Origin of the sequence: Anaeromassilibacillus sp. 1001302B_160321_C8, assembly GCF_015554745.1 — a bacterium.
Taxonomy (GTDB): Bacteria; Bacillota; Clostridia; order Oscillospirales; family Acutalibacteraceae; genus Anaeromassilibacillus; species Anaeromassilibacillus stercoravium.
This window is the reverse complement of the sequence record NZ_JADNJD010000003.1, coordinates 86,778-110,279: the sequence shown is the minus strand read 5'-3', so window position 1 is coordinate 110,279 and position 23,502 is coordinate 86,778. Positions and strand designations below refer to the sequence as shown.

Annotated in this window: 22 protein-coding genes and 1 pseudogene; 8 read left to right on the top strand and 15 right to left on the bottom strand. The window is 52.0% G+C overall.

The annotated features are described in order from the left end of the window. Positions 1–147 precede the first annotated feature (147 nt). The 15 genes and pseudogenes from I2E77_RS03295 to I2E77_RS03225 form a co-directional block, all read right to left on the bottom strand. A complete protein-coding gene (locus tag I2E77_RS03295) occupies positions 148–1,386 on the bottom strand; it encodes an IS256 family transposase (RefSeq protein WP_195450628.1) in 1,239 nt (412 codons plus the stop codon). 642 nt (positions 1,387–2,028) lie between these two features. Then, complete coding sequence (locus I2E77_RS03290) at positions 2,029–2,871, bottom strand: KilA-N domain-containing protein (RefSeq protein WP_195450627.1); 843 nt, start codon at positions 2,869–2,871, stop codon at positions 2,029–2,031. A gap of 4 nt (positions 2,872–2,875) precedes the next feature. Further along, positions 2,876–3,337, bottom strand: coding sequence for a low molecular weight protein-tyrosine-phosphatase (locus I2E77_RS03285; protein WP_195450626.1), 462 nt, complete (start codon positions 3,335–3,337; stop codon positions 2,876–2,878). A 91-nt stretch (positions 3,338–3,428) separates the two neighbouring features. Next, positions 3,429–3,740, bottom strand: a pseudogene (locus I2E77_RS14220) (DUF1016 N-terminal domain-containing protein); the annotation flags it as partial. A 167-nt stretch (positions 3,741–3,907) separates the two neighbouring features. Next, positions 3,908–4,654 (bottom strand): metallophosphoesterase family protein, encoded by a 747-nt coding sequence (locus tag I2E77_RS03275; protein WP_207738175.1) that lies wholly within the window; start codon positions 4,652–4,654, stop codon positions 3,908–3,910. Positions 4,655–4,678: 24 nt separating this feature from the next. Continuing rightward, complete coding sequence (locus I2E77_RS03270) at positions 4,679–6,304, bottom strand: recombinase family protein (protein ID WP_195450625.1); 1,626 nt, start codon at positions 6,302–6,304, stop codon at positions 4,679–4,681. Positions 6,305–6,387: 83 nt separating this feature from the next. Continuing rightward, on the bottom strand, positions 6,388–6,879 hold the full coding sequence (locus tag I2E77_RS03265) for a hypothetical protein (RefSeq protein WP_195450624.1): 492 nt from the start codon (positions 6,877–6,879) through the stop codon (positions 6,388–6,390). A gap of 44 nt (positions 6,880–6,923) precedes the next feature. After that, complete coding sequence (locus I2E77_RS03260) at positions 6,924–7,316, bottom strand: hypothetical protein (RefSeq protein ID WP_195450623.1); 393 nt, start codon at positions 7,314–7,316, stop codon at positions 6,924–6,926. A 1-nt stretch (position 7,317) separates the two neighbouring features. Next, a complete protein-coding gene (locus I2E77_RS03255) occupies positions 7,318–7,575 on the bottom strand; it encodes a hypothetical protein (protein ID WP_195450660.1) in 258 nt (85 codons plus the stop codon). Further along, entirely contained in the window at positions 7,556–9,490 is a 1,935-nt protein-coding gene (locus I2E77_RS03250; RefSeq protein WP_195450622.1) for a DNA polymerase, read from the bottom strand. The genes I2E77_RS03255 and I2E77_RS03250 overlap by 20 nt, the downstream gene beginning before the upstream one ends. Before the next feature lie 66 nt (positions 9,491–9,556). Further along, a complete protein-coding gene (locus I2E77_RS03245) occupies positions 9,557–10,108 on the bottom strand; it encodes a DUF2815 family protein (protein ID WP_195450621.1) in 552 nt (183 codons plus the stop codon). Between the two features lie 4 nt (positions 10,109–10,112). Further along, entirely contained in the window at positions 10,113–11,255 is a 1,143-nt protein-coding gene (locus tag I2E77_RS03240) for a DUF2800 domain-containing protein (protein WP_195450620.1), read from the bottom strand. Then, positions 11,255–11,566, bottom strand: coding sequence for an rRNA biogenesis protein rrp5 (locus I2E77_RS03235; RefSeq protein WP_195450619.1), 312 nt, complete (start codon positions 11,564–11,566; stop codon positions 11,255–11,257). The genes I2E77_RS03240 and I2E77_RS03235 overlap by 1 nt, the downstream gene beginning before the upstream one ends. Further along, complete coding sequence (locus tag I2E77_RS03230; RefSeq protein WP_195450618.1) at positions 11,559–11,759, bottom strand: hypothetical protein; 201 nt, start codon at positions 11,757–11,759, stop codon at positions 11,559–11,561. The genes I2E77_RS03235 and I2E77_RS03230 overlap by 8 nt, the downstream gene beginning before the upstream one ends. Before the next feature lie 76 nt (positions 11,760–11,835). Next, positions 11,836–12,234, bottom strand: coding sequence for a sigma-70 family RNA polymerase sigma factor (locus I2E77_RS03225; RefSeq protein ID WP_195450617.1), 399 nt, complete (start codon positions 12,232–12,234; stop codon positions 11,836–11,838). A 399-nt stretch (positions 12,235–12,633) separates the two neighbouring features. Between I2E77_RS03225 and I2E77_RS03220 the strand changes: the two genes are divergently transcribed. The 8 genes from I2E77_RS03220 (at position 12,634) to I2E77_RS03185 (ending at position 23,497) form a co-directional block, all read left to right on the top strand. Beyond that, complete coding sequence (locus tag I2E77_RS03220; protein ID WP_195450616.1) at positions 12,634–13,503, top strand: hypothetical protein; 870 nt, start codon at positions 12,634–12,636, stop codon at positions 13,501–13,503. A 4-nt stretch (positions 13,504–13,507) separates the two neighbouring features. Continuing rightward, complete coding sequence (locus I2E77_RS03215; RefSeq protein ID WP_195450615.1) at positions 13,508–14,170, top strand: hypothetical protein; 663 nt, start codon at positions 13,508–13,510, stop codon at positions 14,168–14,170. Positions 14,171–14,203: 33 nt separating this feature from the next. Continuing rightward, the gene (locus tag I2E77_RS03210) at positions 14,204–14,404 is read left to right on the top strand and encodes a helix-turn-helix domain-containing protein (RefSeq protein WP_117142110.1); all 201 of its coding nucleotides are present in this window, start codon (positions 14,204–14,206) and stop codon (positions 14,402–14,404) included. A gap of 33 nt (positions 14,405–14,437) precedes the next feature. After that, positions 14,438–16,726: an AAA family ATPase gene (locus tag I2E77_RS03205; protein WP_195450614.1), complete on the top strand. Its 2,289-nt coding sequence runs from the start codon at positions 14,438–14,440 to the stop codon at positions 16,724–16,726. A 69-nt stretch (positions 16,727–16,795) separates the two neighbouring features. Next, positions 16,796–18,886, top strand: coding sequence for a type I restriction-modification system subunit M (locus I2E77_RS03200; protein WP_195450613.1), 2,091 nt, complete (start codon positions 16,796–16,798; stop codon positions 18,884–18,886). A 12-nt stretch (positions 18,887–18,898) separates the two neighbouring features. Beyond that, complete coding sequence (locus tag I2E77_RS03195) at positions 18,899–20,140, top strand: restriction endonuclease subunit S (protein ID WP_195450612.1); 1,242 nt, start codon at positions 18,899–18,901, stop codon at positions 20,138–20,140. Further along, the gene (locus tag I2E77_RS03190) at positions 20,137–20,538 is read left to right on the top strand and encodes a hypothetical protein (RefSeq protein ID WP_195450611.1); all 402 of its coding nucleotides are present in this window, start codon (positions 20,137–20,139) and stop codon (positions 20,536–20,538) included. The genes I2E77_RS03195 and I2E77_RS03190 overlap by 4 nt, the downstream gene beginning before the upstream one ends. Beyond that, positions 20,531–23,497, top strand: a complete 2,967-nt coding sequence (locus I2E77_RS03185; protein ID WP_195450610.1) for a type I restriction endonuclease subunit R — start codon at positions 20,531–20,533, stop codon at positions 23,495–23,497. The genes I2E77_RS03190 and I2E77_RS03185 overlap by 8 nt, the downstream gene beginning before the upstream one ends. Positions 23,498–23,502: the final 5 nt, after the last annotated feature.

Sequence of the window (23,502 nt, the reverse complement as noted above, 5' to 3'; positions counted from 1 at the left end):
ATTTAGGGTGCGAATAGAGCAAAGTTTATTTGTTGCGGCAGCAGGCTTGTCCGGTTGCCGCCTTGCCAACAACATAACGCCGGTGGGGGTGGATGTCAAGGGCGGCGAAGCCGTTCATTTTACCCTTGACGTCCGCCCCCGGCGGTGTTACTCCGGCATGCGATCGGCAAAATAGATCGCCATCTGGGCATGGATCAGGCTCCAGTCTTGACGGCGTCCAGTCCATTTTTTGGTAATGTCCATCATGGCCAAATACAGCATTTTCAGCAGGCTGTCATCAGTCGGAAACACGGATTTGGCTTTTGTCACCTTGCGCAGCTGGCGGTTAAATCCTTCAATGGCGTTGGTGGTATAGATCAGGCGCCGTACCTCCTGGGGATACTTGAAATAGGTGCTGAGATTGGCCCAGTTGGATCGCCAGGACTGGGTGATTTTCGGGTATTTCTTGTCCCAGCGCTCCCCAAAGGCGTCCAGAGCGTCCATGGCTGCCTGCTCGTCCACAGCGGCATAAACCGCCTTCAGATCGGCCATAAGGGCTTTCAGATCCTTGTAAGACACGTACTTGCTGGAATTACGCAGCTGGTGGATGATGCAGTTCTGGATCTCTGTCTGAGGAAAAACTGCATGGATCGCTGCGTCAAACCCTGTCAAATTGTCGGTACAGGCGATGAAAATATCTTCTATCCCTCGGTTTTTCAGCCCGTTCAGTACAGTTGCCCAGAACTTGGCGCTCTCGTTTTCGCCAACCCACATGCCCAGGACATCTTTCCGGCCATCCAGACTGACGCCAATCGCAATGTAGACTGCTTTCTTCACAATCTGCCCTTCGCTGCGGACATGGTAGTGGATGGCATCCAGAAATACCACAGCATAGATCGGTTCCAGAGGCCGCTGCTGCCACTCTTTGACGATGGGCAGAATCTTGTCCGTGATCCGGCTGACCGTGCTGTCTGAGACAGATATGCCGTAAATATCCTGAATATGCGCCTCAATATCGCTGGTGGTCATGCCCTTGGCGTACATGGACAGGATTTTCTCCTCGATGTCCTGACTGATGCTGGTCTGGTTCTTTTTCAGCACCTGGGGTTCAAATTCCCCCTTGCGATCTCGAGGAACTGACACATCCACATCGCCGAAGCTGGTGCGCAGCGTTTTGCTGCTGTGGCCATTGCGGCTGTTGTCTGTATCCTTGTTCTTGTAGTCGTACTTGCTGTAGCCCAGCTCGTCATCCAGTTCTGCCTCTAGGCCATTCTCCATGAATTCGGCAATGGTTTCCTTGAACAGGTTTTGGATATCGTCCATGCTGCCGATGTTTGCCATTTGCAGCAGCTCGCGGATTTTTTCTCGACGGGCATTTTCTTCCGGGGTGCGGTTCTTTCTGGCCATATTTAAAACCTCCTGTACGGTGCTTCTATTCTACACCATGCAGGAGGTTTACACAAACTTTGGGATAGTCTCGAAACAGACGAAAGCGGGCAAGCATCCTAATAACAGATGATGTCGGAAGTTATTCTCTTGCTTATCGTTGAATCCGGCAAAGTACGCGTACGCCCTGTAGAAAGGCGGATTGTATTATGACATTCTTGGCTTTTTCTGCCCTGTACGCAGTCATCGTCTCTCTCGCCACAAAAATAGGGCTCTATGATAATCTTTACTTAATGGCCACAGTTATTCGCGATTGGAACATAGAGTATAACGGAAACTATAACATTCACGGCGTTCACCAAATTGTTGACAGATAAACAATACTTTATCGCCAATCCAAAGATTTTAAGTACAAGGGCAAGTGGTTAAACAATATTCATTACAGGCTTGGGGTTTAAAGCTATAACCCAATAAATTAAACGATAGCCTGCGGTCATCCATCTCCTTTGAAGGCTGGATCGGCGGCGGGCTATTGTTCTATCGGGCAAAGGCCAATATCTCAAAAAACCCGAAAGCCCTTGAAATCAAGGCTTTCTTTGGAACATTGCAACACTATAGATGCCACGGCCTTCGCCCATTCGCAAGCTTTCGGTATATTATTTTTTACTCCACAGGAGACAGTTCTCCGCTGTGAGCCTCCAGAGCTTCGATTCGGTGATCCTGCGTCAAAATCTCCATCTGGCTGATAGCGATGGCATTGAGCTTTGCCAGCCGCTCGGCCTGAGACATCCCCTCGTTGATGAACACCGCATTCAGATTTTCCAAATTGGACAAGCAGACCAGCTGCGAGACATTGGCGTAGTCTCGGATATTTCCTTTCAGATCCGGATGGCTGTCCCGCCACTGTTTTGCAGTCATACCGAACAGGGCCATGTTCAGAACATCGGCTTCACTGGCATACACCATGGAGACCTGCTTTGCGGAAAGCTCCGGCGGAATCAGATTCTCCTTGATGGCGTCCGTATGGATGCGGTAATTGATCTTAGCCAGGTTTCGCTTGATGTCCCAGCCGAGTTGCTTCATCTCCTCGGTCTTGAGCCGCTCAAATTCCTTGACCAGATACAGCTTGAATTCAACAGAAATCCAGGAGGCAAACTCAAAGGCGATCTCTTTGTGTGCATAAGTGCCACCGTATCGACCAGCTTTTGAGACGATACCGATAGCGCCGGTTGCCTCTATCCACTTTTGGGGAGTCAGCACAAAACTGTTCAGACCGGCCTGACTCCTAAACGCATCGAATTCGACACGGTTAAATTCCGGGTTGTAAAGGGACTCCCAGACACCAAGAAACTCAATCGTATTCCGATTGCGAAGCCAGTTTTGAATAATGTATCGGGGATTGTCACTATCCTTGAGCTTGGCAATATCCGTCAAGCTGATAAAGTCATCCCGGCTGGAATTCCACTGTACACTGATTTCGGTTCCCCTGACAACCAGTTTGTCCACGCACTTACACCTCCTTGTTGATTATTTTTTGAAGAAGTCCCTGACACCCTTCCTCCACATCCCGCCAAGTCGCATCGAAATCGCCGGTGTACCACGGATCGGCCACCTCGCCGGGGCGGTCGGTGAAGTTCATCAACAGGTGCATCTTGTCGGCAAAATCGCCGCCGCAGATGCGGTACATACTCCGCAGGTTGGCATGATCCATGCCAATCAGGAGGTTGTATTTCTCGTAGTCGCTGTTCAGTAGCTGACGGGCTCTCTTGCCGGAACAATCGACGCCATGCTCGAACAGCTTGCGGCGGGCTGGCGGATATACAGGATTGCCAATCTCCTCGGTGCTGGTGGCTGCTGATTCGACCTGAATACTTTGTTCCAGACCGGCTTTCTTCACCAAGTCCTTCATAATGAACTCGGCTATCGGACTTCTGCAAATGTTGCCGTGGCAGAGGAAAAGTATCTTGATCATGTTCTGTATGCTCCAATTTGCTTTCTTTGCATTCAGTATAGCACGGAACCTCCAATTCGTCGAGATGGACTTCCAGATGAGCCCCTGCCGCAATATTGCTCTGGAGGTCTGCCTTCGACCAGCGGAACTGCCTGGCGGCACACAAATACCAGCGCCGTTCATCCAGGTCCAGCTCTGCCTCCAGAATGACTACATTCTGTGTCCAGCCGATTTCCATGGCCAGCTTCAGCAATTCAGGCTTCCCGCCATACGTCCGGTAGAAGTCCCGCATCCGGCGCAGATTGCGCGGGGAGAAGCCGGAAGCATCGGGGAAACGGCTGTGCAGGTGTTCGGCTGCGGCCACAGCCGCGCCTTTCTCCGGCCTGGAGCAGACGATGCGGCCCAGTTCGCAGCAGAGTTTCATCTGGGGCAGCTCAGCGTTCAGCGCGGCGTCCAGGGCTGCAAACATGGCGGAATAATCAATGTTTTTGCGGATGTTCATGGCTTCTCCTTTCCGGCAGAACCTGCCTTATTTCAAAACAGGCCAAAGAGAAGCACAGGAGGCGCCTCCTGCGTTTCTCTTTGGCCTGTTCACACCACTTGTACCATCTGCTCCCAGAGCAGGACGAAGCGGTCGTCGATGATTTTGTTGTCGTGGTAATGTCCGAACAGCCAGTAGTGGAACTTAGCCCGTTCTTTGACTTCCTCCAGGAAGCCGGTCAGGTGGTCGTGAACGTATCCACCGTTTCCCAATATGTCCACGATGCTGTTTGGGGCGCAGTGTGTGATCACATAGTCCACCTCATAGTGAATGCGTTCCAGATTGCACCGAGCTTCTTCATACTCGGACTTACTGGGAAGCTCCTGTTTCCACCAGGAGCGATGGTTGACCCGGAAGCGGGCGCCCATTCTTCGGAGAGCCCAATACTGTTCTTCAAAATCCGGCGCATTGGGGTTCAGAATACCATCGTCAATATCGTGACTCCTGGCGCCGCCCATGGTGAAGAAGGAATATCCCTGCAGGTCAAAGACCTGCCTGCGCATCAGATGGATCACATGGGGCCGAATGCGTTGGATTTTCCCGCCGTTCCATTCCTCTACGGGGTATTTCCCCAGCAGGTCGAAGTTTTCGTGGTTGCCGCTGACAAACAGCGTGGTGAACGGCAGGTTTTCCAGCCGGTCCAGGCTGCGGGCATCCTTTTTGCCGCCTTCCCATACACCACCGAAGTCGCCGCAGATGATCATAAAATCATCCCTGGTCATCTGAGCCTGCTCTGGGAAGTGTTCTGGAGCAAATCGTTGGAAGTTGCCATGGGTATCGCCTGTGGCATAGATCATGATGGATTCACCTTCTTTCGCTCATTATATCATATCCTGGTCGACTTGAATGCCGCCCCGGAGGTATACCGTGATTTTTTGTGCGGAGAGGACTTTGACCGTATCTACTAACTGCCGGATGAGGGTTTCATCCCATTCACAGATGTGGCAGGATGCTTGTTCCATAGCGGCTGCCGCATCCTCTATGCGCTGGACTGCCTGTGCGTTATTTTGCCGCTGTTCTTCTATGTAGGCTCGCTTCTCTTTTAATTCGGCAGCCTCATTCATAATTTCTCGCGGCTGGGTGGTGTATGCTTCGGCATCCTTAATTCGTGCGGCTTCTGCCACCAGCTCGCGCGTCAGGCTGTTCAGCTCGTCCAGCCGCTGTTCAATTGCCGCAAGGCTCATGCTCTCACCGGGTACAGGGGCCAGCTCCAATTCCATGGCGGATGTGATCTGCCGGATGAGCGCACTCTTTTGACTCATAACGGAATTGATCGCGGCGAGGATCGAGCGTTGAAGCGACTCCTCATCCAGCGTAGGGGAGTTGTGGCAGTATTTCGTCCCGTAGTCCAACCGGCTGACACAGCGCCATACAACTCTCTTTTTACCTCGCTTTGACCAGGTACATCGGCGGTACAGCGTCCCGCATTCACCGCAGACCAGGCGCTCAGAGAGGGCGTATTTGCTGGCGTAAGATGTCTTGCCTGTGGGCGCGTTCTTTTTGGATGGGCTCTTTCCTGCGCTGCGCCGCGCCATCTCTGCCTGTACCGCGTCGAAGGTTTTACGCTCCACGATACCTTCATGATGGTTTTGAATCAGATACATAGGGAGCTGCCCGGTATTGCGGATGACCTTCCGGCTGATACAGTCGCTGATATAGGTCTTTTGCAGGAGAACGTCTCCACAGTATTTTTCGTTGGTTAGAATGTTGCGGATGGCTGAGATCGTCCACTGCGCGCTGCCTGCCGCATTGGGGATCTGTTCAGCTTCCAGCCGCTCCTTGATCATCCGAAGGCTGGCGCCGGTCAGGTACTGGTCGTAGATGGATCGAACCACTTCGGCCTGCTCCGGGATGATTTTAGGATTTCCGTCCTCGCCCTTTTCGTAGGCATAGAGGCGGTCGTACTGAATGATGACTTTTCCTTCCCGCATGGCCTGGCGTTTTCCCCAACGGACATTGGCGCTGATGCTCTCGCTCTCTGCCTGAGCGAAGGCGCCCAGCATGGTGATGAGAATCTCGCTGTCCGATTCCAGGGTGTTGATGTTCTCCTTTTCGAAAATGACCGCAATGCCCAGCTCCCGCAGGGCGCGGATATAATTCAGGCAGTCCACCGTATTTCTGGCGAAGCGGGAGATGGACTTGGTCAGGACGATGTCAATCTTCTTTTGCTTGCACATCCGGATCATTTTCAGAAATTCAGGGCGTTTGCGGGCTGAGGTACCTGTGATGCCCTCGTCAGCAAAGATTCCGGCCATAGTCCAGTCACGGTTAGTCATGATCTTGTCGGTGTAGTAGTTCTGCTGGGCTTCATAGCTGGTGAGCTGCTCCTCATCGTCGGTGGAGACACGGCAGTATGCAGCCACACGGAGCTGCCGCTTGACAGTCTGCTGGGCTGCGGCCTCCGGCTTTGCGGGAATCGTAATGACTTTCGGCGGGCTTTCCCTCATACTGTTTCACTTCTTCCTATCATTTGATGATTTTTTAATCGGATATCCATGGTTCCGTCTCTGTATAGTAGGTGTAAGGAACCTCAACTTCGTACTCGTAGGTCTCGGTTACGGTCTCGCCCGTATCGGGGTCTGTGTAGGTGGTGGTTCCTGTTCGGGTCTCGGTGCGGTATCGGGTCTCCGTTACCACCGTTTCCGTTAGGATATGGGAATACATCCGTTTCTTTTTCGTTCCGAAGCCGAATGATGATATAGAACTCCCGGCTGGAGGCCATCAGCACCTGAATACGATCCAGGTATGTGCTGTCCTGCTCCAAAAGCCGGCGGATGGCAGGAAGCTCCTCGCTGCCCATACGCTCCTGGTAGAAGTTCTTGTTTTGCTCAAAGGATTCCTTTGAATTGAGGGCCAGCATTTCGATTTCTGCCTGCCCCTTGACCACATTCAGCAGGGCATAGATCCTTGCGCTGATGCTGGAATCGGACAGGACGCTGATGTTGGTGGGCTTGATGATGAAGAAGACCAAATTACCCATACGGGTAGCGATGCAATAGTCCTTAATGCTGTCGATCCCCATGATCTACCGGGTCGACTGAGCGGCATTCGCTTCTTTCTTCCTGCTCATATCTCCATTCCTCCATTTGCGAAGCAAAGCGGGAAAAAGCCGGTGCAGCGCATGGTGACACGGCAGGTCACCCGCCGGGGATGCTGGCTGAACCAGTATTTTGCTCTGGCATTCTTTGCGTTGTAGCAGCCGGCTTTCTCGCACAGAAGGCCGCCCACATAGCTTTTCAGCAGGGACCGCAGGCTGCGGAAGCCATAATAATATCTGCCGTCCTGGCTGCGGCAGCTCCACTTGTTCTTGGCATCCTGCCAGAAGAAGGCGTTGCGGCACTCCCACCGCTTGCGCTTCCGGCTCCACCGGAGCGTCAGGGAGGCGGACAGATCCCGCTCCTCGATTTCCGGCAGGCCGAAGTTTTCCTCGTTGTCATAGAGTGTGTCGGCGTGGAACATATCACATTCTCCATTCATAGAATTGCTGTTTGGTAATCAGGAAGGTGATCGCATAGCGGATGAAATCCAGAATGCTGGTCCCTTCAAACCGGATGCTGAGGAAGGCGTAGACCGCCGTAAGCACCAACGGGATAAAAATCCCGGTCTGGGTCAGCGCCAGGATAGAGACCAAAAGCCCCACGCCAATGACGCCCACATCTCTGAGCTCCCAAAACCACAGCATCGCTTTGGCGGTCAGATCATCGGGATAAATGCACAGGGTAACCGTCTGCTCGGAGCAGCAGCCCTTCCGCCCAGGCAGGGGGCTGGCCCATGATGGCGCAGATGTCATCCAGGGATGTGTCCGCCGAGGCTTCAATGACCGCTTCGTCATGGACGTGCATCACGATTTGGTACCCCGCCGCTTCCAGCCGGCGCATAGCTTCCACCAGGATGTCGCGGGCTGTGGCCTGGACGATGTTCTCCACGAATTTGGGGCCGTAGCTCTCCAGCCGCAGCCACTTTTTCTGTTCGCCGACACCCTCATAGGTGACGGATTCGTTGCCGTATCGATTGACGCCCATCTTGGGCTTCACATACACCAGCCTTCTGCCGGAGGGGAGCACGATGAACATCATGCCGCTCTGGTAGAGGAAGCGGATGCCGTGTGTCTCGGCGGGGACTCTGTCCCGGACGCAGGTGGCGGCGGCGCGGTCCACGTCCCACCAGAACTTCACGATGCGGGGATTGGACTGCCGCCAGGCGTCCACCAGGGGCTTCAGCTCCGCCTCGGTCAGGCCGTAGTTCAGCGCACCCATGGCCTTCAGCGCCCCCACCGAGCCGCCGTAGCCCAGGGCCAGCTCCGCGATTTTGCCCTTCTGCCGGAGATGGCCGTTGACGCCGTGTTTGACCACGGGGACATGGAACATCTGGCTGGCGGAAGCGCAGTAGATGTCTCCGCCCTGGGCGAACACTTCCTGCCGCCACTGCTCTCCGGCAATCCAGGCGATGACCCGCGCTTCGATGGCCGAAAAGTCCGCTACGAAGAAGCGGCATCCCGGCTTAGGGATAAAGGCGGTGCGGATCAGCTCAGAGAGCACCAGCGGGACAGAATCGTAGAGCAGCTCCAAGGCGTCAAAGCGCCCATCCCGCACCAGTGTCCGGGCCTGCTTCAGATCCGGGAGGTGGTTCTGCGGGAGGTTTTGCACCTGAATGAGCCGCCCGGCAAATCTGCCGGTTCGATTGGCCCCATAAAACTGGATCAGGCCGCGGGCGCGGTCATCCTGGCAGACCACCGACTCCATGGCGGTGTATTTCTTGACGCTGCTCTTGGCCAGCTCCTGCCGCAGGGAAAGGGCCAGTTCCACCTCTCCCTCCGCATGGGAAAGCAGCTCCAGAACGGACGCTTTGGAGAGGGATTCGGCTTCCACGCCCTTTTCTGCCAGCCATGCTTTGAGCTGGGCGGGGCTGTTGGGGTTCTCCAGCCCTGTGACGGAGCGGGCCTGCTCCAGATGGGTGCGCTTGAACCGCTCATCACAACGGATGGCCTGGGACACAAGTGTGCGGTCCAGCAGGATACCCCGGTCGTTGATGCGCTGGTCGAGATGGTAGTTGTCCCACTCTTCCGGCGAAACCGGAAAGCGGGACAGCTTCTGCTGAATGGACATTTCCGTCTCCACATCCCGGAGGTTATAGGATTTGAAGGCGGCCCACTTCTCCGGGGCGTCTGCGGGAAGCCTGCGGAAGGTGGAGCCATCCCTGGCCTTAGTCGGCGTACAGAAATAGCGCACCAGGTCTTTGCCTTCCTTGAGCTTCTGCTTCTCCAGACCCAGCACGGCGCCCACCCCTTCCAGAGAGAGTGGCAGTCCCAGAGTAGCCGACCACACCATGGTGCAGTACCAGGAGTCAGGGTCCAGATATCGTCCGACCGGGTACCCCAGGTACCGGGAAAGACACACCCGCTCGAACTGGGCGTTGAAGGCCCACTTGGACACAGCCGGGTCGGTCAGCGCCGCCAGTACATCGGCAGGGATGCGCTCACCGGCGGCGAGATCCACCACTTGGGCGGGGCTGCTGTCCACCGAATAGCCGAACAGCAGCACTTCAAACTCCGGTGCCTGGCAGTAGCGGTACACGCCGCACTTGACCAGCGGCTCCGGGGAGTAGGTTTCAATGTCGATAGATAAGGTTTTCATAAGGTCTCCTTTCCTGCGGCATAAGGGCGGCAGAGGTTGCCCTCCGCCACCCTTGCCGGATGGTTGTTAGGAAAGGAAGTCATCGTCCACATCGGTGGCGAAGTCATCCGCGGCGGAAGAACGACCGCCCAGAGGTTCACCGTCCCGCACCTTCTGGATGTTGCCCAGACCGCAAGCAATGCCGCGGTTGCCGTTGGAGTTGAAGGCGTAGAAGTTGACGGACACACGGGCGTAGCAGCCGGAGTAGACCTCGGCGCGATCCAGGATGGGCTGCACGGAGCGGTCCACGATCTGGGGCGCGGTGGTGCTGTTGGCGTTGACGAAGTAGGCGCCCTTGTAGGCTTCATCGTCCCGTTCCAGATCACCATCCCGCAGGGGGAGCTTCAACGCGGCCTTGTTGGGGATCTTACCGCCGAACTTGGCGGCTCCGTCCTTGATGGCGGCGTCCACGGCGGCGTTGATGGCATCGATGGTCTTGGTGTCGGTCTTGGGGATGATGAGGGAAACGCTGTACTTGGGGTTGCTTCCGTTGATGGAGGCCGGCTCCCAGATGTTGGCGTAGGACAGGCGGACAACACCGGTGACCACTTTGGTCGGATTATTGTGATTGGCAGACATATTGTTATACCTCCGTAATTTCAGTAAATTCTTGGGTGGCATCCATTGCAGTGATAGCCGGGCGCTTGTCGGATACCGGAACAAGGGTCGGCCTGCCCTTGGGCTTCTCGACCAGACCACCGAGCACCTCGGCAAAGGTCTTTTTGCCCATGAGCTTCTCCATCTCGGTAATGGGGATGAGGGATTTTTTGAAGATGTCGTGGTACCCAGCGGCGTTTGCGGTGCGGATCACGGCTTCCTCGTCTGTGTACTTGCGGTTTGTGCGGCTCTCCACCAGCTTGAAGCCGTGCCACACCTTGCCATGGTGAATGGCGGCGTCCTGGGCGTAGGCTTCGATCTCACCGGCCCACTTGGTCAGGCCCGGCAGCCGGGAGAGTATGTCCTCGATTTCCGCATCGGTGAGGAGCGGCGGCATGCCGAACTCATACTTGGCAAGCTGGAGCTTGGTTTCCGCTCTGGCGCGGCACTTCACCGCCGCCTTGCAGAAGGTACACCAGGGACCGGGGACATAGTCTCCTTCACCTTGGTAGGCCATTTCCGCCTTGGGCTTGAGGGTGTGTTCCGACCAATCCATGAGCTGCTCCACGGTGATCGTCCAAGTGGACACATTCTCCCGGCGGGGCTGGTAAATGCTCATGGCAACCTGGGCGATGTCGTAGAGATGGTCGAACTGCCGGAGCGCGCCCAGGGCGTACAGCATCATCTGAGGATTTTCCTCTGCGTCCACCAGGACGCCCTGCCCGTACTTGAAATCAATGATGTGCAGGAGCTTGTCCGCCACAATCAGGCAGTCACCGGTGCCGAACCCGTCCGGAACATAACAGGAGAAGTCCAGCCGCTGTTCGATGAGGACAAGAGGGTCGGCACAGAGTGTCTTAGCTTCCTCCAGCTGCTCCAGCACGAACTCCACATACCCATCGGTGTAGGCGTCCATTTCATCGCAATCATACGGGCTGACTGGTTTCCGGGAACGCAACTTCAGCGCCTTTTTGAGCTTGTGCTCGGCGAGAGCATGGGCGGCGGTTCCTTCCGCTGCGGCTTCCGTCTCCCGGTCGGCGAACTCCAGCTCCAACCGCGCCGAGGGGTTGCAATGGAGCCAGCGATGGGCGCCGCTGGCGGAGAGAACGGCGTGTTTGGAGGGCGGCATCAGAGCACCTCCGCATCCTTCAGCAAAGCCGGGTATTGCTTGGGGTCCACCGCCGACAGCTTTGGAGCGCCGTACTTCTGCAGCAGCTCCCGGACCGCTTCGGTTTTCCCATCATGGCTCTTTTCGGCCAGCACCGCCCGAACCTGCTCCAGCGTGACCGCCGGTTCCTTGGGAGGGGGCAAAGCGGTCTTCTGTACCGGCTCGGTTTCCGGCGCGTCTCTCTGGGTCATGGCGTCCGCCAATGCCTGGAGACTGTCGGCAAGGGAGCGCATATCCTCCACCACATCCAGGAGGAGCTTGATCTTACTCAAACGTTGCACCTCCCTCCGGCAGTTCGATGATGTCCAAAGATTCCACGGTGTTGCCGGGAATAAGAATCATCATCCGCTCTTTGCGTCCCAGGAGCCGGGTGAGCATCTTCTCCCGCAGGGTCACACTGCGGCATCTGACCACCCCGCCGGTCTGCGGCTCCTTGGACACGCTGATCTTCAGCTTGTGTCTCATGGCGTTCATCCTTTCTGGAAGGCTGCTTTTCTTGCTCCTTCCGACATACGGCCAGGAGAACGGGCGGATATGAGGGTCAACCCAGAAGTTTTTTCAATTTTTTCTTCACCGTCTGCAAACGGTGGGAAATGGCGGACTGCGTCACGCCCATCCGGGCGGCGTAGTCGTTGACGCTCACGTTTTCAAAATAGATGGCCCGGACCATTTCCTGCTGGTCGGGAGAGAGCTGCCGGATGACGGCATGAAGCCGCTCCTCATCGGTGGGGCCGGCAAAAAGGGCTTCCAGGCCGGAATCCTCTACGGCGTAGTCCATGCCCTCGTAGACCTTACCCTCCAGCGAGTAATGCCGGCGGGTCTCCTTGTGGTCATTGTTGTACCCCTGACGATCCAGGTCGATGAGGATTTCGCCCCAATCATCGGGGATTTCGATGGAGATAGTTTCGCCGTTGGAAAAGTGATAGCGGTACGCAGACATAGTGAATGCCCTTTCCCGACGAGAAAAGGGCACCACAAAAGGCCAAAAAACTCGCCGTTTTTTTTAACGGGAGCCTTTGGCTCATTTTCAAACCTTGGCTGTCGATCGACTTATCACGACCTCACCTCAACAACTTACAACTTTGCGAAATCCAACAAATAGGTCTTGCGGTTTTCACAGGGCATATCTAATCGTTGAAAGCGTCAACCGCCATAGTTGATAAGGTTAATTAGGTCGAAAGCAGAAACTTCCTGTGCTCATTGTCAAACGAGCACAGGAAGAGATTGTGTTTTTGTATTTCTTGCGATATAATATGAATTAATGGGGTTTGATACGGATTACCTGATGCAATAAGCTTCCGTCATCTTGAAAAACAGCTGAGATTTGGAGGGATCACCTGTGGCAACAAATGAATATCCTCGCCTGTGCGGAGGCACCTTTTTCACGTTGATATTGCAAGCCCTCCGGCAACGAATGAAAGCGAGAGAACATTATTCTGGTGATAGCGATGGCCTGTCCGATCCAGAAGTGCTGGTGGGTCTGATCAAGGTAATCAATCCTGATTACACAGATCCCGGCAAGGAGAATCTGAAAGGCACAGTGAACAACTACAAAGCCTGCAAAATATCGAACAGCACATACCTGCCTTTTGATGATGAACAGGTAATATCGGCATTTGATTCCAAAGTGAAAACGGCCTATCAATCCGTTCTGAATCGAATGATTGGATTCGTGAATGACTTCCTTGATATGAGTGAGACGGTACATAAGGATGTTAATCTGGTTCGAGCAATCGTTGATCTTATTCAACAGGATCAGACCATTAAGGCTGGCGACGAGTTCTTTATCGGACAAAATGGAGAGAAAAAGAAAAAGGCCGCACTTGGCGACCTTAAAGAAGTATGCTTTCCGTCATTCCTGCTCGGCGTTTTGCATTATATTGTTGTAAATCGAAAGGACAACGGTATTGGTAAGGCGACCTATGATGTTTGGTGTCCGTCGGCAGGAGGCGGTCAAAGAAAATACATCGCACACATGGGTAAAGGGATTCTCGAAAGTCTAACGATTAGTTATGCAGATATCGTAGAGAAAGCAGAAATGGATGCGGAGCCGGTCGAGACCGTCATTATTGAGGGCACATCTGATCAGCAGGTTCAGCAGACGGTGAATAATCCCTTCGTGTTCAATTTCAATCAATATGGTAACAACGGCACTCAAATAGGACATATTGAGAATTACTACGGCAGCAAAAAGAAGGAGGAGGATTGATGCAATGAGTAATGATACACAGATTGCGAAAACCGGCAATAATCTTTCTCAACCGGACCTGCCGAAGCAGCCTATTCAGGCAAACTTGAATCAGTATGGAAACGATAGTACGCAGATTGCGTATGTTCAAAATTATGATGGGACAATAAACCAGACCGTACTTATTCTGCCAGGTTGTCCTGTAGGCGGAGCTCCGCTTGTTACACAGGGACTGACATTTAATTATGATTGCTTCAACTTCTTTGTAATCGGAACGGAACAGTATACAGAATCATCGTTTATCGTTCCGAAAAATAGAGCTCTAACAGAAAGCACTTCACAGGAGATCAAAGATCAGTGTGCAGCATTAACGCCAGAGGCCATTGCAATAATAAAAACCTATCCGGCACTTTTTTGTAGCGAGAACCATCATTTTGCTACAACAGATCCGGACCACATCGCTTATTACGGCTATGTGAAGGACATAAAGATTCAGGATAATGGTATTAAGGTCTATTTCCAGATATTGAATCAGCTGCCACAGCAAGTATTGATTGACCTCTCTGAAGATTTGTGTATCGGAGGTGCGCGTGCATTTACCGAACTTAGTCGGACGCATTGGGCAATCAAGCGAATCAATCTGGTGGAAGTTCTTGAAAGGGCAGGATACAGGGTGTTCAAACTTTAAACTTCATGGTTATGCAAAAATGGAGGTAGTACGATGAGTCGCGAGTATGAAGAAATGCAAGTCGAGAAATGGGTTAATCTGGAAGATGTGGCTGAACATCTAAGCATTAGTCAAGATACAGTTCGCACATGGATAAAAGAAGGAAAGCTGCCAGTGTACAGGGCCGGAAAAAGATATAAATTTAAAATTTCCGAAGTGGATGAATGGGTTCGCGAAGGGAAAATTCAGGAGTGAGATTAGATATGGAAATAGGAGGGTGAAAAACGGATGCAACGTAAGGTTCCTTCGGCAATTGCGAATATTACGCTCAATAGAGCAACCTTTACAGATGTCTTGATAGACGGACTCACATTCGTCAACTTTTTCTATGGTAATAACGGTGCAGGGAAATCTTCTATCGCCCATGCTATAGCAGAGGATGATGGTGTTGTCTGGGCCGATGGCAAAACCGCCGACGACTTTGATGTGCTCGTTTATAATCAGGATTTCATCAACGACAACTTTGTAAATTACGGTGATCTCAAAGGCGTCTTTATCTTTGGTGAAGAGGATATCGAGGCCAAAAAGAAAATCGCTGAACTCACAGATCAGAAAAAGCAGAAAATGGATGCTCGTCAGACCGCGCTTGATGAGTACAAAAAGAAGTCAGACGGTCTCGCATCTGCACTGACGCAGTTCCAGGACACATGCTTTTCTAAGACGGCCAGTATTCGTCGTCGCTTTGAAAAGTGCATGGACGGTAAGAAGCAGAAAAAGAACTTTGCAGAAGCCGTTCTCGGTGAAGTGAAACCGATTGACCACGATCTGGCAGAGTTGGAGCGTCTTTATGACGTTGCCTTCGATGATTCGGCCAGAGCGTATCCAGAGTTCAAAAAAGCAGCTGCTACCACCTACGGTAGCCTCCCCGGAAAGGATCTGCTCGACAGGATGATTGTCAGTAGCAGCGATACGCCTTTCGCAAAATTCATGAAGTCCCTTGGTGACACTGCTTCTGACTGGGTTCGTGATGGCCATACCCATTATGCTGGTGCAGCTGGCGGAAAATGCCCGTACTGCCAGCAGAGGCTCCCTGCGAACTTTGAGGCAGATATAGCTGCTACATTTGACGCTCAGTACCAGCAGGACATTCGTGATCTTGGTCAGTTCCAGACTATATATGAAAGAGAGACCAGAGAGATTGTCCGGGCGATTCAGGCAAATGCCAGCGACGTTATGCCGACGATTGATCTGATGGCTTATCAGGAAAAACTCGCCTTGCTGGAGAGCAACTTTGAAATCAATCGCCAGCGTATAGCTGAAAAGGTCAAAGAGCCTTCGAAGACTATCTCACTTGAGGACACTGACACGCTCCTGCTTGAGATCGGTGCCATGATCAACGAGATCAATAAGCAGATCAAGGAAAATAACGACGTTGTTTCTGCCAAGCGGTCCAGTAAGACGAAGTGCAAGACGGAAATCATGCAGTATCTTGCGTTCATGCTTGCCGCTGATGTGAAAAGTTATCATGACGAAGTGGCTCGTCTCCAGAAGGAAATAGAGGATGTCACAGAACGTGGAAAGAAGCTCAAAAAGGAAATCGGAGATCTTACCACAGAGATTTCTGTCCTGAACAAGCATAACGCAAACACGGAAGCTGCCATTGACAGTATCAATAAAATCCTGCGGGACTCTGGTTTCCAAGGCTTCAGCATTCGTGCCAAGGTCGGCGTAGAAAATGTATATGAGGTTATCCGCGAGGATGGCTCCGTGGCCGAAAACCTCAGTGAGGGTGAGCGTAACTTCATCGCATTCCTGTACTTCTACCATCAGGTTCGTGGTAGCATGAGCAGCGAGGAACTCAAAGAGAAGATCGTCGTTATTGATGACCCGGTATCCAGCATGGATAGCACAGCCTTGTTCCTCGTCAGTGCGATCGTCCGTGAGATGATCAACGTCTGCCGGAACAATACCGAGTACCTGAATCCGAAGGTTCCTGGCGACTACATCAAGCAGCTGTTTGTACTGACGCACAACGTGTACTTCCATCGGGAAGTCACTTACCAGCAGGTCAGTTATTATAACTGCACGTCGTTCTACATGATTCGGAAGAACGATAATATCTCCACCATCAAGCTTTGCAAGCGTCAGAGCAAGGAAATTCCGACCGAGGATGAGAACTACAATCCGGTCCAGAACTCCTATGCTACGCTGTGGGATGAGCTCCGGGACATCCAGTCTACTATCCCGGCCTTGAACGTGATGCGTCGTATTCTCGAATACTACTTCTTGCAGCTTTGCGGCTATGAAGGGAGCGATCTTCGAGAGATCGTACTGGATGAACATCGGAGTAAGTTCATTAAGCAGGCCGAGGGTGAGAAACCGGATATGACCGATTACCAGCTGGCGTCTTCCTTGTTGGCATACATCAACAATCCGAATGGCATCAGCGACGGCCTGAACTATGTTGAGGATTGTGAGGATGTAGAGGCATACAAGCGGGTATTCAAGATGATCTTTGATGCCCTCGATCAGAGCCAGCACTACAAAATGATGACTGGCAAACAGCTCAAGTCCTGATTATCGGACGGATGAATATGTATAATAAGGGTAGCAAAATTTTGCCAAGTGAAAAGTGAGGTAATCAGCATGGCTGATAAAAAGATAATTGACGCGATGTGGGACGATTCCCCCGTCGATGTATCCACAGAGGTAAACTTCATCTGGTCTATTGCAAACAAACTGCGCGGTACATACCAGAGTGACAAATACAAGGATGTCATCATCCCGATGGTCATCATCCGCCGCTTTGAGTGTGCCTTGGCTCCCACCAAGGCCAAGGTCGTGGAAACGTATAAGGCCAACCCCGGTTATCCGGCTAAGGCCATGTACCGCCTGTCTGGCTTCCAGTTCTACAACACCAGCGAATTCGATCTGGCGGAGCTGGTCAATGACTCCGACCATCTGGCGGCAAACTTTAAGGCCTATATCCAGGGTTTCTCTGCCAATATCCAGGACATCATCCGCAGCCTGGATTTTGACAAGCAGATTGACAAGATGGACAAGAATAACCGTCTGCTCTCGGTGGTCAAGGCATTCTCCGAACTGGACTTGAACCCCCGTACCATCGACAATGTAAAGATGGGCTATATTTTTGAAGACCTGATTCGCAAGTTTTCTGAAAATGCCGAGGCTGGCGACCACTATACTGGCCGGGATATCATCAAGCTGATGGTCAATATCCTGTTGGCAGAGGGCTGCGACGACATCTTCGATGATGGCAAAGTCATCACCGTATTGGACCAGGCCTGCGGAACGGGCGGTATGCTCTCCACCAGCTACAATTTCATCAAACGCTATAACCCGTCTGCGGACGTGCGCCTGTTTGGTCAGGAGATCAACCCGGAATCTTACGCCATCTGCCTGGCAGAAATGATGATCAAGGGACAGAATGCGGAGAACATCTGCTACCAGGACACCATGATTGCCGACCGCTTCGAGAATTCCAAAATGCGGTTTGTCATCGAGAATCCGCCTTTCGGCACCCCGTGGGGCGGAAAGGATGCGGCAGAAGGTGTGGAGGCCGCTGTCCAGGAGGAATACAAGAAGGGCTTTGATGGCCGCTGGGGCGCGGGCCTGCCCGGCTCCGGCGATATGCAGATGCTGTTCCTGCAATCTGCCATTGATAAGATGGACGACAACTTCGGCCGCGCCGCTATCATTGAAAATGGCAGCCCGCTGTTTTCCGGCGGCACATCTTCCGGCGAAAGCCAGATCCGCCGCTGGATGCTGGAAAGCGACTTGATTGAGGCCATCATTGCCCTGCCGGTGGACCTTTTCTATAACACAGGCATTGCAACCTACATTTGGGTGCTGTCCAAGAACAAACGCACGGAGCGCAAGGGAAAAATCCAACTGATCGATGCGTCCAGCTTCTTCAAGAAGCTGCGTAAAGCCCTGGGCGATAAGAAAAATGAAATCTCGCCCGAAGACCGCACAGCCATCACAAAGCTTTATGCCGAATTTGCGGAAAACGAATACTGCAAAATCTATCCCAATGAGGAGTTCATCTACCGGGAATACACGGTGATGCAGCCCCTCCAGCGCAGCTATGCCATCACTGCCGAGCGCATCGAGGCCATGCTCTCCAAGGGTTCCCTGTCCTCCTTATATGACCAGGCGAAGGTAGACGAGATCGAAAATATGGAGGAACCCACCGGCAAAGACCTGAAAAAACTGGAGAACTACCAGAACAATCAGCCGGTCTATGAAGCCATTGTCGCCGCCTTGCACGCTGCGATCTCTAAGGAGGTTTATCCTTCCCCGGCGGCATTCATGCCGGTGCTCACCAAAGTGCTGGCGAATGTGACAGCCGACAAGAAGCTGCTGGATAAAATTGCCGATGGCCTCTCGGTCATGGACAAGTCCGCCGAGATTCAGCGGGACCGCAAGGGCAATGTGCTCTACGACAAGGAGACCAAGGACACCGAAATCGTAAAGTGGGGCGAACGCATCGAGGACTATATGGCCCGGGAGGTGCTACCGCATATCCCCGACGCCAAAGCGTTTTTTGAAGAGGATCTCTCCAAAAAGAAACCGGTCGTCAAGACCGGCGCGGAGATCCCCTTCACCCGCTATTTCTACAAGTATCAGCAGCCGGCGCCCAGCGAGGAACTGGAAGCAAAGTTTATGGAGTTGGAACTTTCGGTGTCTGAACGTGTGGCAAAGTTATTTGAATGAGGCGGTGATGGTATGAGAGAGATGAAAGATAGTGGGCTTAAATGGCTCGGCGAAATACCCGCCGACTGGGCACTTGCAAAAATTGGTGGATTGTATTCCATTAGGAACGAAAAAGTAAGCGATAAAGATTATCCTCCACTTTCCGTGACAAATAAAGGGATACTTCCACAGTTAGAAACAGCAGCAAAAACAAATGATGGTGATAATCGCAAACTGGTGCGTGTTGGTGATTTTGCAATTAACAGTCGCTCCGATAGACGCGGTTCATGCGGGATTTCGCCTTATGATGGTTCAGTTTCCCTAATTAACATTGTTATGGTGCCAAGAAATGAAATGGTGCCTACATATTACGAATGGCTTTTCCATACCACTCAATTTGGCGACGAAAATTACCGTTGGGGGCATGGTATCGTAGATGACTTGTGGACAACTGGTTGGCAAGACATGAAGAAAATAACAATACCAATGCCGTCTCTCGATGAGCAAAGAAGGATTGCAGATTATCTCGACACAAAATGCGCCGAAATTGACGCCCTCACCGCCGATATCCAGACCCAGATTGACACCCTGGAGCAATACAAGCGATCTGTTATCACTGAAACGGTCACCAAGGGGCTGAACCCGGATGCGGAGATGAAGGATAGCGGCATTCAGTGGATTGGAATGATGCCAGCCCATTGGGACTGTATTCGAGGTAAATATATTCTGAAGTACATCCAGAAGCCGGTTCGTGATGATGATGGTGTGATTACCTGCTTCCGGGATGGTGAGGTCACGCTCCGCAGCAATCGCCGTGAGGATGGTTTCACAATGGCAGACAAAGAAATTGGTTACCAGGGCATTGATGTTGGCGACCTGGTCGTTCATGGAATGGACGGCTTTGCCGGTGCCATTGGTATCTCCGATTCAAGGGGAAAGGCGTCACCCGTATTGAATGTCCTGGATACTAAACAGAATAAACGATACATTATGTACTTTCTCCGCAGTATGGCTTATAGTGATGTATTCCTGGCGCTGGCCACCGGAATCCGCGTTCGCTCCTGTGATCTGCGGTGGAACAAACTCTCGGAGTTGTTCTATCCAATTCCTCCATTGGAGGAACAGGAAGCAATCGTGGATTATATTGATTCCATCTTGCGTAGAACGGATGAAGTGATTGCCGCTAAAAAAGAACAGTTCTCCACCTTGGAAGCCTACAAAAAATCGCTTATTTACGAGTATGTAACCGGGAAAAAGGAGGTGCCTTTGTCATGAAAGTTGAATATGTTACGTCAACTCTTGGCATAGGAACGGAACTCCACATTTCCTCTGCCGAATATAAGCGTGTTAACAGTGAGGCCGGATGGAGTGAACACCCAAATCTGATGTTTGCGGTACGATCCTATACAAAAGAAAATCAATGCATAAACATCATCAAGAACAGAGAATTGGAAGAGGCCTTCCGCCATATAAAGAAAGCTGGGACCATCGCGCTTGCGACTAAAGCAGACGGGATGACTACATGGTGTGAAGTATATGCAATAACAGAAGGTGAAATTATTCCCGTAATTACCAGCCAAGATGGAAATCATTTCGGTATTAACTATTCCAGCAAAACGAAACGTGAGATAAGCCGAAATCGATCAGAAAGAGAGGTTTATTCAAATGACTAATATCCTCTCTGAAAAGGATTACCAAAAGTTCTTCTTGGAGCGCTTAGAGAAAGACAATGGCTATGTCGTCCGCAAGGCCGCTCATTTTGACCGTTCCTTCGCCATGGACCGGGAGATGCTGTTTAATTTTCTGAATGACACCCAGTCGGACACAATGGAGTATCTGCGTAAGATTTACAAGGCTGATCTGGAGGACACCATCGTCAGCTTTATCAACGCAGAAGTCACCAAGGCCCGTGGCAGTCTGATTGAGGTGCTGAAACATGGCATCGAAATCTCCAACCGCCAACTGGATTTGATGTACACCAAGCCTGCTACCACCTTCAACCCGGAACTGATGAAGAAATACAGCCAGAACATCTTCTCCGTGATGGAGGAGGTCTGGGCCAGCGACAAAGAGCGCATTGATGTAGTCATCTTCCTGAACGGCCTTGCCATCATCTCCTTTGAGCTCAAATGCAACACCGCTGGACAGTCCTATCAGGACGCTATTTACCAGTACCGCACCGAGCGCAATCCCAAGACCCGTCTGTTCCTGTTCAAGGCGGGGTGCCTTGTGAACTTTGCGATGGACTTGGAAGAGGTCTATATGACCACCAAGCTGGCGGGAGACGCCACCTTCTTCCTGCCCTTCAACATGGGTAACGGCGAGGGTGTGACCGCAGGTGCGGGCAACCCCGCTTTTGAAGACCGATACAGTGTGTCCTATATGTGGGAGGATATCCTGACCAAAGATACCGTCCTTGCCCTCATCAGCAAATTTATTTTTGTTGAGGTGAAGGAAAAGGTCGATGACCATACAGGCAAAGTAAAGCGGTCAGAGAACTTGATTTTTCCGCGCTACCACCAGCTGGATGTCATCCGTAAACTTCTCGCTGATGTCCGTGTGAATCGCACTGCGCAGAACTACCTGATCCAACACAGCGCCGGTTCCGGCAAGACAAACTCCATCGCTTGGTTGGCGCACCGGCTGACTTCGCTGCATGATGCGGACAATAAAATCATTTTCGATAATGTCATCATTGTGACTGACCGTGTGGTGGTTGACCGCCAGCTCCAGAAGGCCATCATGGGTATGGAGCACAAGGCTGGTTTGATCCGGGTCATGGATGACAAGTGCAACTCCGCCGACTTGGCGATTGCATTGAACGGCAACACAAAAATCATCGCTACCACCATTCAGAAGTTTCCCTATATTGTGGATAGCGTAAAGGGTCTGAAGGACAAGCGTTTTGCCGTTATCATCGACGAAGCCCATTCTTCCACCGCCGGTAAAGACATGGCTGCGGTGACGATGGCTCTGGGCGCTGGTGAGCCGGTCGAAAACGATGTGGAGGACATGATCACCGATGAAATCCAGCGCAACGGCAAGCAGCCGAACGTCTCGATGTTTGCATTCACCGCTACGCCAAAACCCACCACCATCCAGCTCTTTGGCCGACTGAACACCAAAGGCCAGCGCGAGGCTTTCCACGTCTACTCTATGAAGCAGGCAATCGAGGAGGGTTTTATTCTGGATGTGTTGCAAAACTTCACAGAATACAAAACCTTCTACCAAATCAACAAGGAGATTGAAGAAGACCCCCGCTGTAAGACCAATGCAGCCAAACGCCAGATTGCCCGTTTTGTAGAATTGCATGATGTCAACATCGGGCAGCGCATCGAGGTCATTGTCGAGCATTTCCGCACCACCGTTATGAAAGAGTTGGGCGGACAGGCCAAAGCAATGGTCATTACTGCGTCCCGGCAGGCTGCGGTGAAATACCGGCAAGCATTTGAGGATTACATTGCGAAAAAGGGGTATGAGGGCATCCATGCTCTGGTAGCCTTTTCCGGCAAAGTAAAACTCCCGGATGATGAAACGGAATATACAGAGGCTTCCTTGAACGGCTTCCCAGAAGATCGGCTCACAAAGGAATTTAACACCGATGCCTATCAGGTGCTTCTGGTCGCCAACAAATATCAAACGGGATTCGACCAACCGAAACTGTGTGCCATGTATGTGCTGAAAAAGCTGCGCGGCGTGAATGCGGTTCAAACGCTGTCCCGGTTGAATCGTATTTGCCCGCCTTACGATAAAAAGACTTTTGTCTTGGACTTCGTAAACAGCTACGAGGATATGAAAGCCGCATTTGCGCCTTATTACACGACCACACTACTGTCCAACTCCGTGACGCCCAGCGCCATTTACGACCTGGAGGCCAAGATCGACGCTTACGCGCTTTTTGATCCGGCGGATATTGAAAGCGCCAACGAAATCCTGTACTCCGAAAAGGTTACCAGCAAGCAGAAGCAGCGCCTTACTTTCTTCTTGCAAAAGAGCAAAAAGTTGCTTGACCACTACGAATATGAAGAACAGCGCGAGGCAGTAGCGGCCATGCGCAGCTTTGTCCGCTACTATGAGTTCCTCTTGCAGGTATCCTGTTTCGAGGATCACGACCTGCACAAGAAGTATAACTTCATCGCATACCTGCTGGCATACATCAATATCAAGCATCCCGGCCCCGGCTTTAATCTGGATGGGAAAATCCAAGCATCCAACTTTGTGCAGAAAAAGGGTGAGGAACACGTTTCCCCCAACTTGGTAGCAAAACCGGCAGTGAAGCTGCCCACGGCAGAGCACTTCGGCCTGACAGAGGATAAGGAACAGCGGCTGTCAGAAATCATCGATGAAATCAACAGCCGAACTGGGAAATCGTATGATAATGATGTGGTGGTCAAAGCCATGCTGCAAATCCGCGATATTTTGATGAAGTCGGATAAGCTGAAGACCAGTGCTAAAAACAATACGCAAAAAGACTTTGAGTTCACTTATTTTGACGATATTGATGATGCATTGATCGAGGGACTTTCGCAAAACCAGGATTTCTTCTCTCTGCTACTCTCTAATGATGAAATGAAACGGCAGGTTCTGGGTATCTTTGCGGAAGAAATCTACAAGAGCTTGCGTAATGCGTAAAGGAG

Excerpts from the sequence above, each read along its gene's own strand:
- I2E77_RS03210 (WP_117142110.1), top strand. The coding sequence starts at position 14,204 with ATGAGTCGCGAGTATGAAGAAATGCAAGTCGAGAAATGGGTTAATCTG.
- I2E77_RS03275 (WP_207738175.1), bottom strand. The coding sequence starts at position 4,654 with ATGATCTATGCCACAGGCGATACCCATGGCAACTTCCAACGATTTGCT.
- I2E77_RS03200 (WP_195450613.1), top strand. The coding sequence starts at position 16,796 with ATGGCTGATAAAAAGATAATTGACGCGATGTGGGACGATTCCCCCGTC.
- I2E77_RS03285 (WP_195450626.1), bottom strand. The coding sequence starts at position 3,337 with ATGATCAAGATACTTTTCCTCTGCCACGGCAACATTTGCAGAAGTCCG.
- I2E77_RS03270 (WP_195450625.1), bottom strand. The coding sequence starts at position 6,304 with ATGAGGGAAAGCCCGCCGAAAGTCATTACGATTCCCGCAAAGCCGGAG.
- I2E77_RS03215 (WP_195450615.1), top strand. The coding sequence starts at position 13,508 with ATGAGTAATGATACACAGATTGCGAAAACCGGCAATAATCTTTCTCAA.
- I2E77_RS03240 (WP_195450620.1), bottom strand. The coding sequence starts at position 11,255 with ATGCCGCCCTCCAAACACGCCGTTCTCTCCGCCAGCGGCGCCCATCGC.
- I2E77_RS03250 (WP_195450622.1), bottom strand. The coding sequence starts at position 9,490 with ATGAAAACCTTATCTATCGACATTGAAACCTACTCCCCGGAGCCGCTG.
- I2E77_RS03190 (WP_195450611.1), top strand. The coding sequence starts at position 20,137 with ATGAAAGTTGAATATGTTACGTCAACTCTTGGCATAGGAACGGAACTC.
- I2E77_RS03245 (WP_195450621.1), bottom strand. The coding sequence starts at position 10,108 with ATGTCTGCCAATCACAATAATCCGACCAAAGTGGTCACCGGTGTTGTC.
- I2E77_RS03205 (WP_195450614.1), top strand. The coding sequence starts at position 14,438 with ATGCAACGTAAGGTTCCTTCGGCAATTGCGAATATTACGCTCAATAGA.
- I2E77_RS03195 (WP_195450612.1), top strand. The coding sequence starts at position 18,899 with ATGAGAGAGATGAAAGATAGTGGGCTTAAATGGCTCGGCGAAATACCC.
- I2E77_RS03225 (WP_195450617.1), bottom strand. The coding sequence starts at position 12,234 with ATGTCTGCGTACCGCTATCACTTTTCCAACGGCGAAACTATCTCCATC.
- I2E77_RS03265 (WP_195450624.1), bottom strand. The coding sequence starts at position 6,879 with ATGGGGATCGACAGCATTAAGGACTATTGCATCGCTACCCGTATGGGT.
- I2E77_RS03230 (WP_195450618.1), bottom strand. The coding sequence starts at position 11,759 with ATGAGACACAAGCTGAAGATCAGCGTGTCCAAGGAGCCGCAGACCGGC.
- I2E77_RS03295 (WP_195450628.1), bottom strand. The coding sequence starts at position 1,386 with ATGGCCAGAAAGAACCGCACCCCGGAAGAAAATGCCCGTCGAGAAAAA.
- I2E77_RS03260 (WP_195450623.1), bottom strand. The coding sequence starts at position 7,316 with ATGTTCCACGCCGACACACTCTATGACAACGAGGAAAACTTCGGCCTG.
- I2E77_RS03185 (WP_195450610.1), top strand. The coding sequence starts at position 20,531 with ATGACTAATATCCTCTCTGAAAAGGATTACCAAAAGTTCTTCTTGGAG.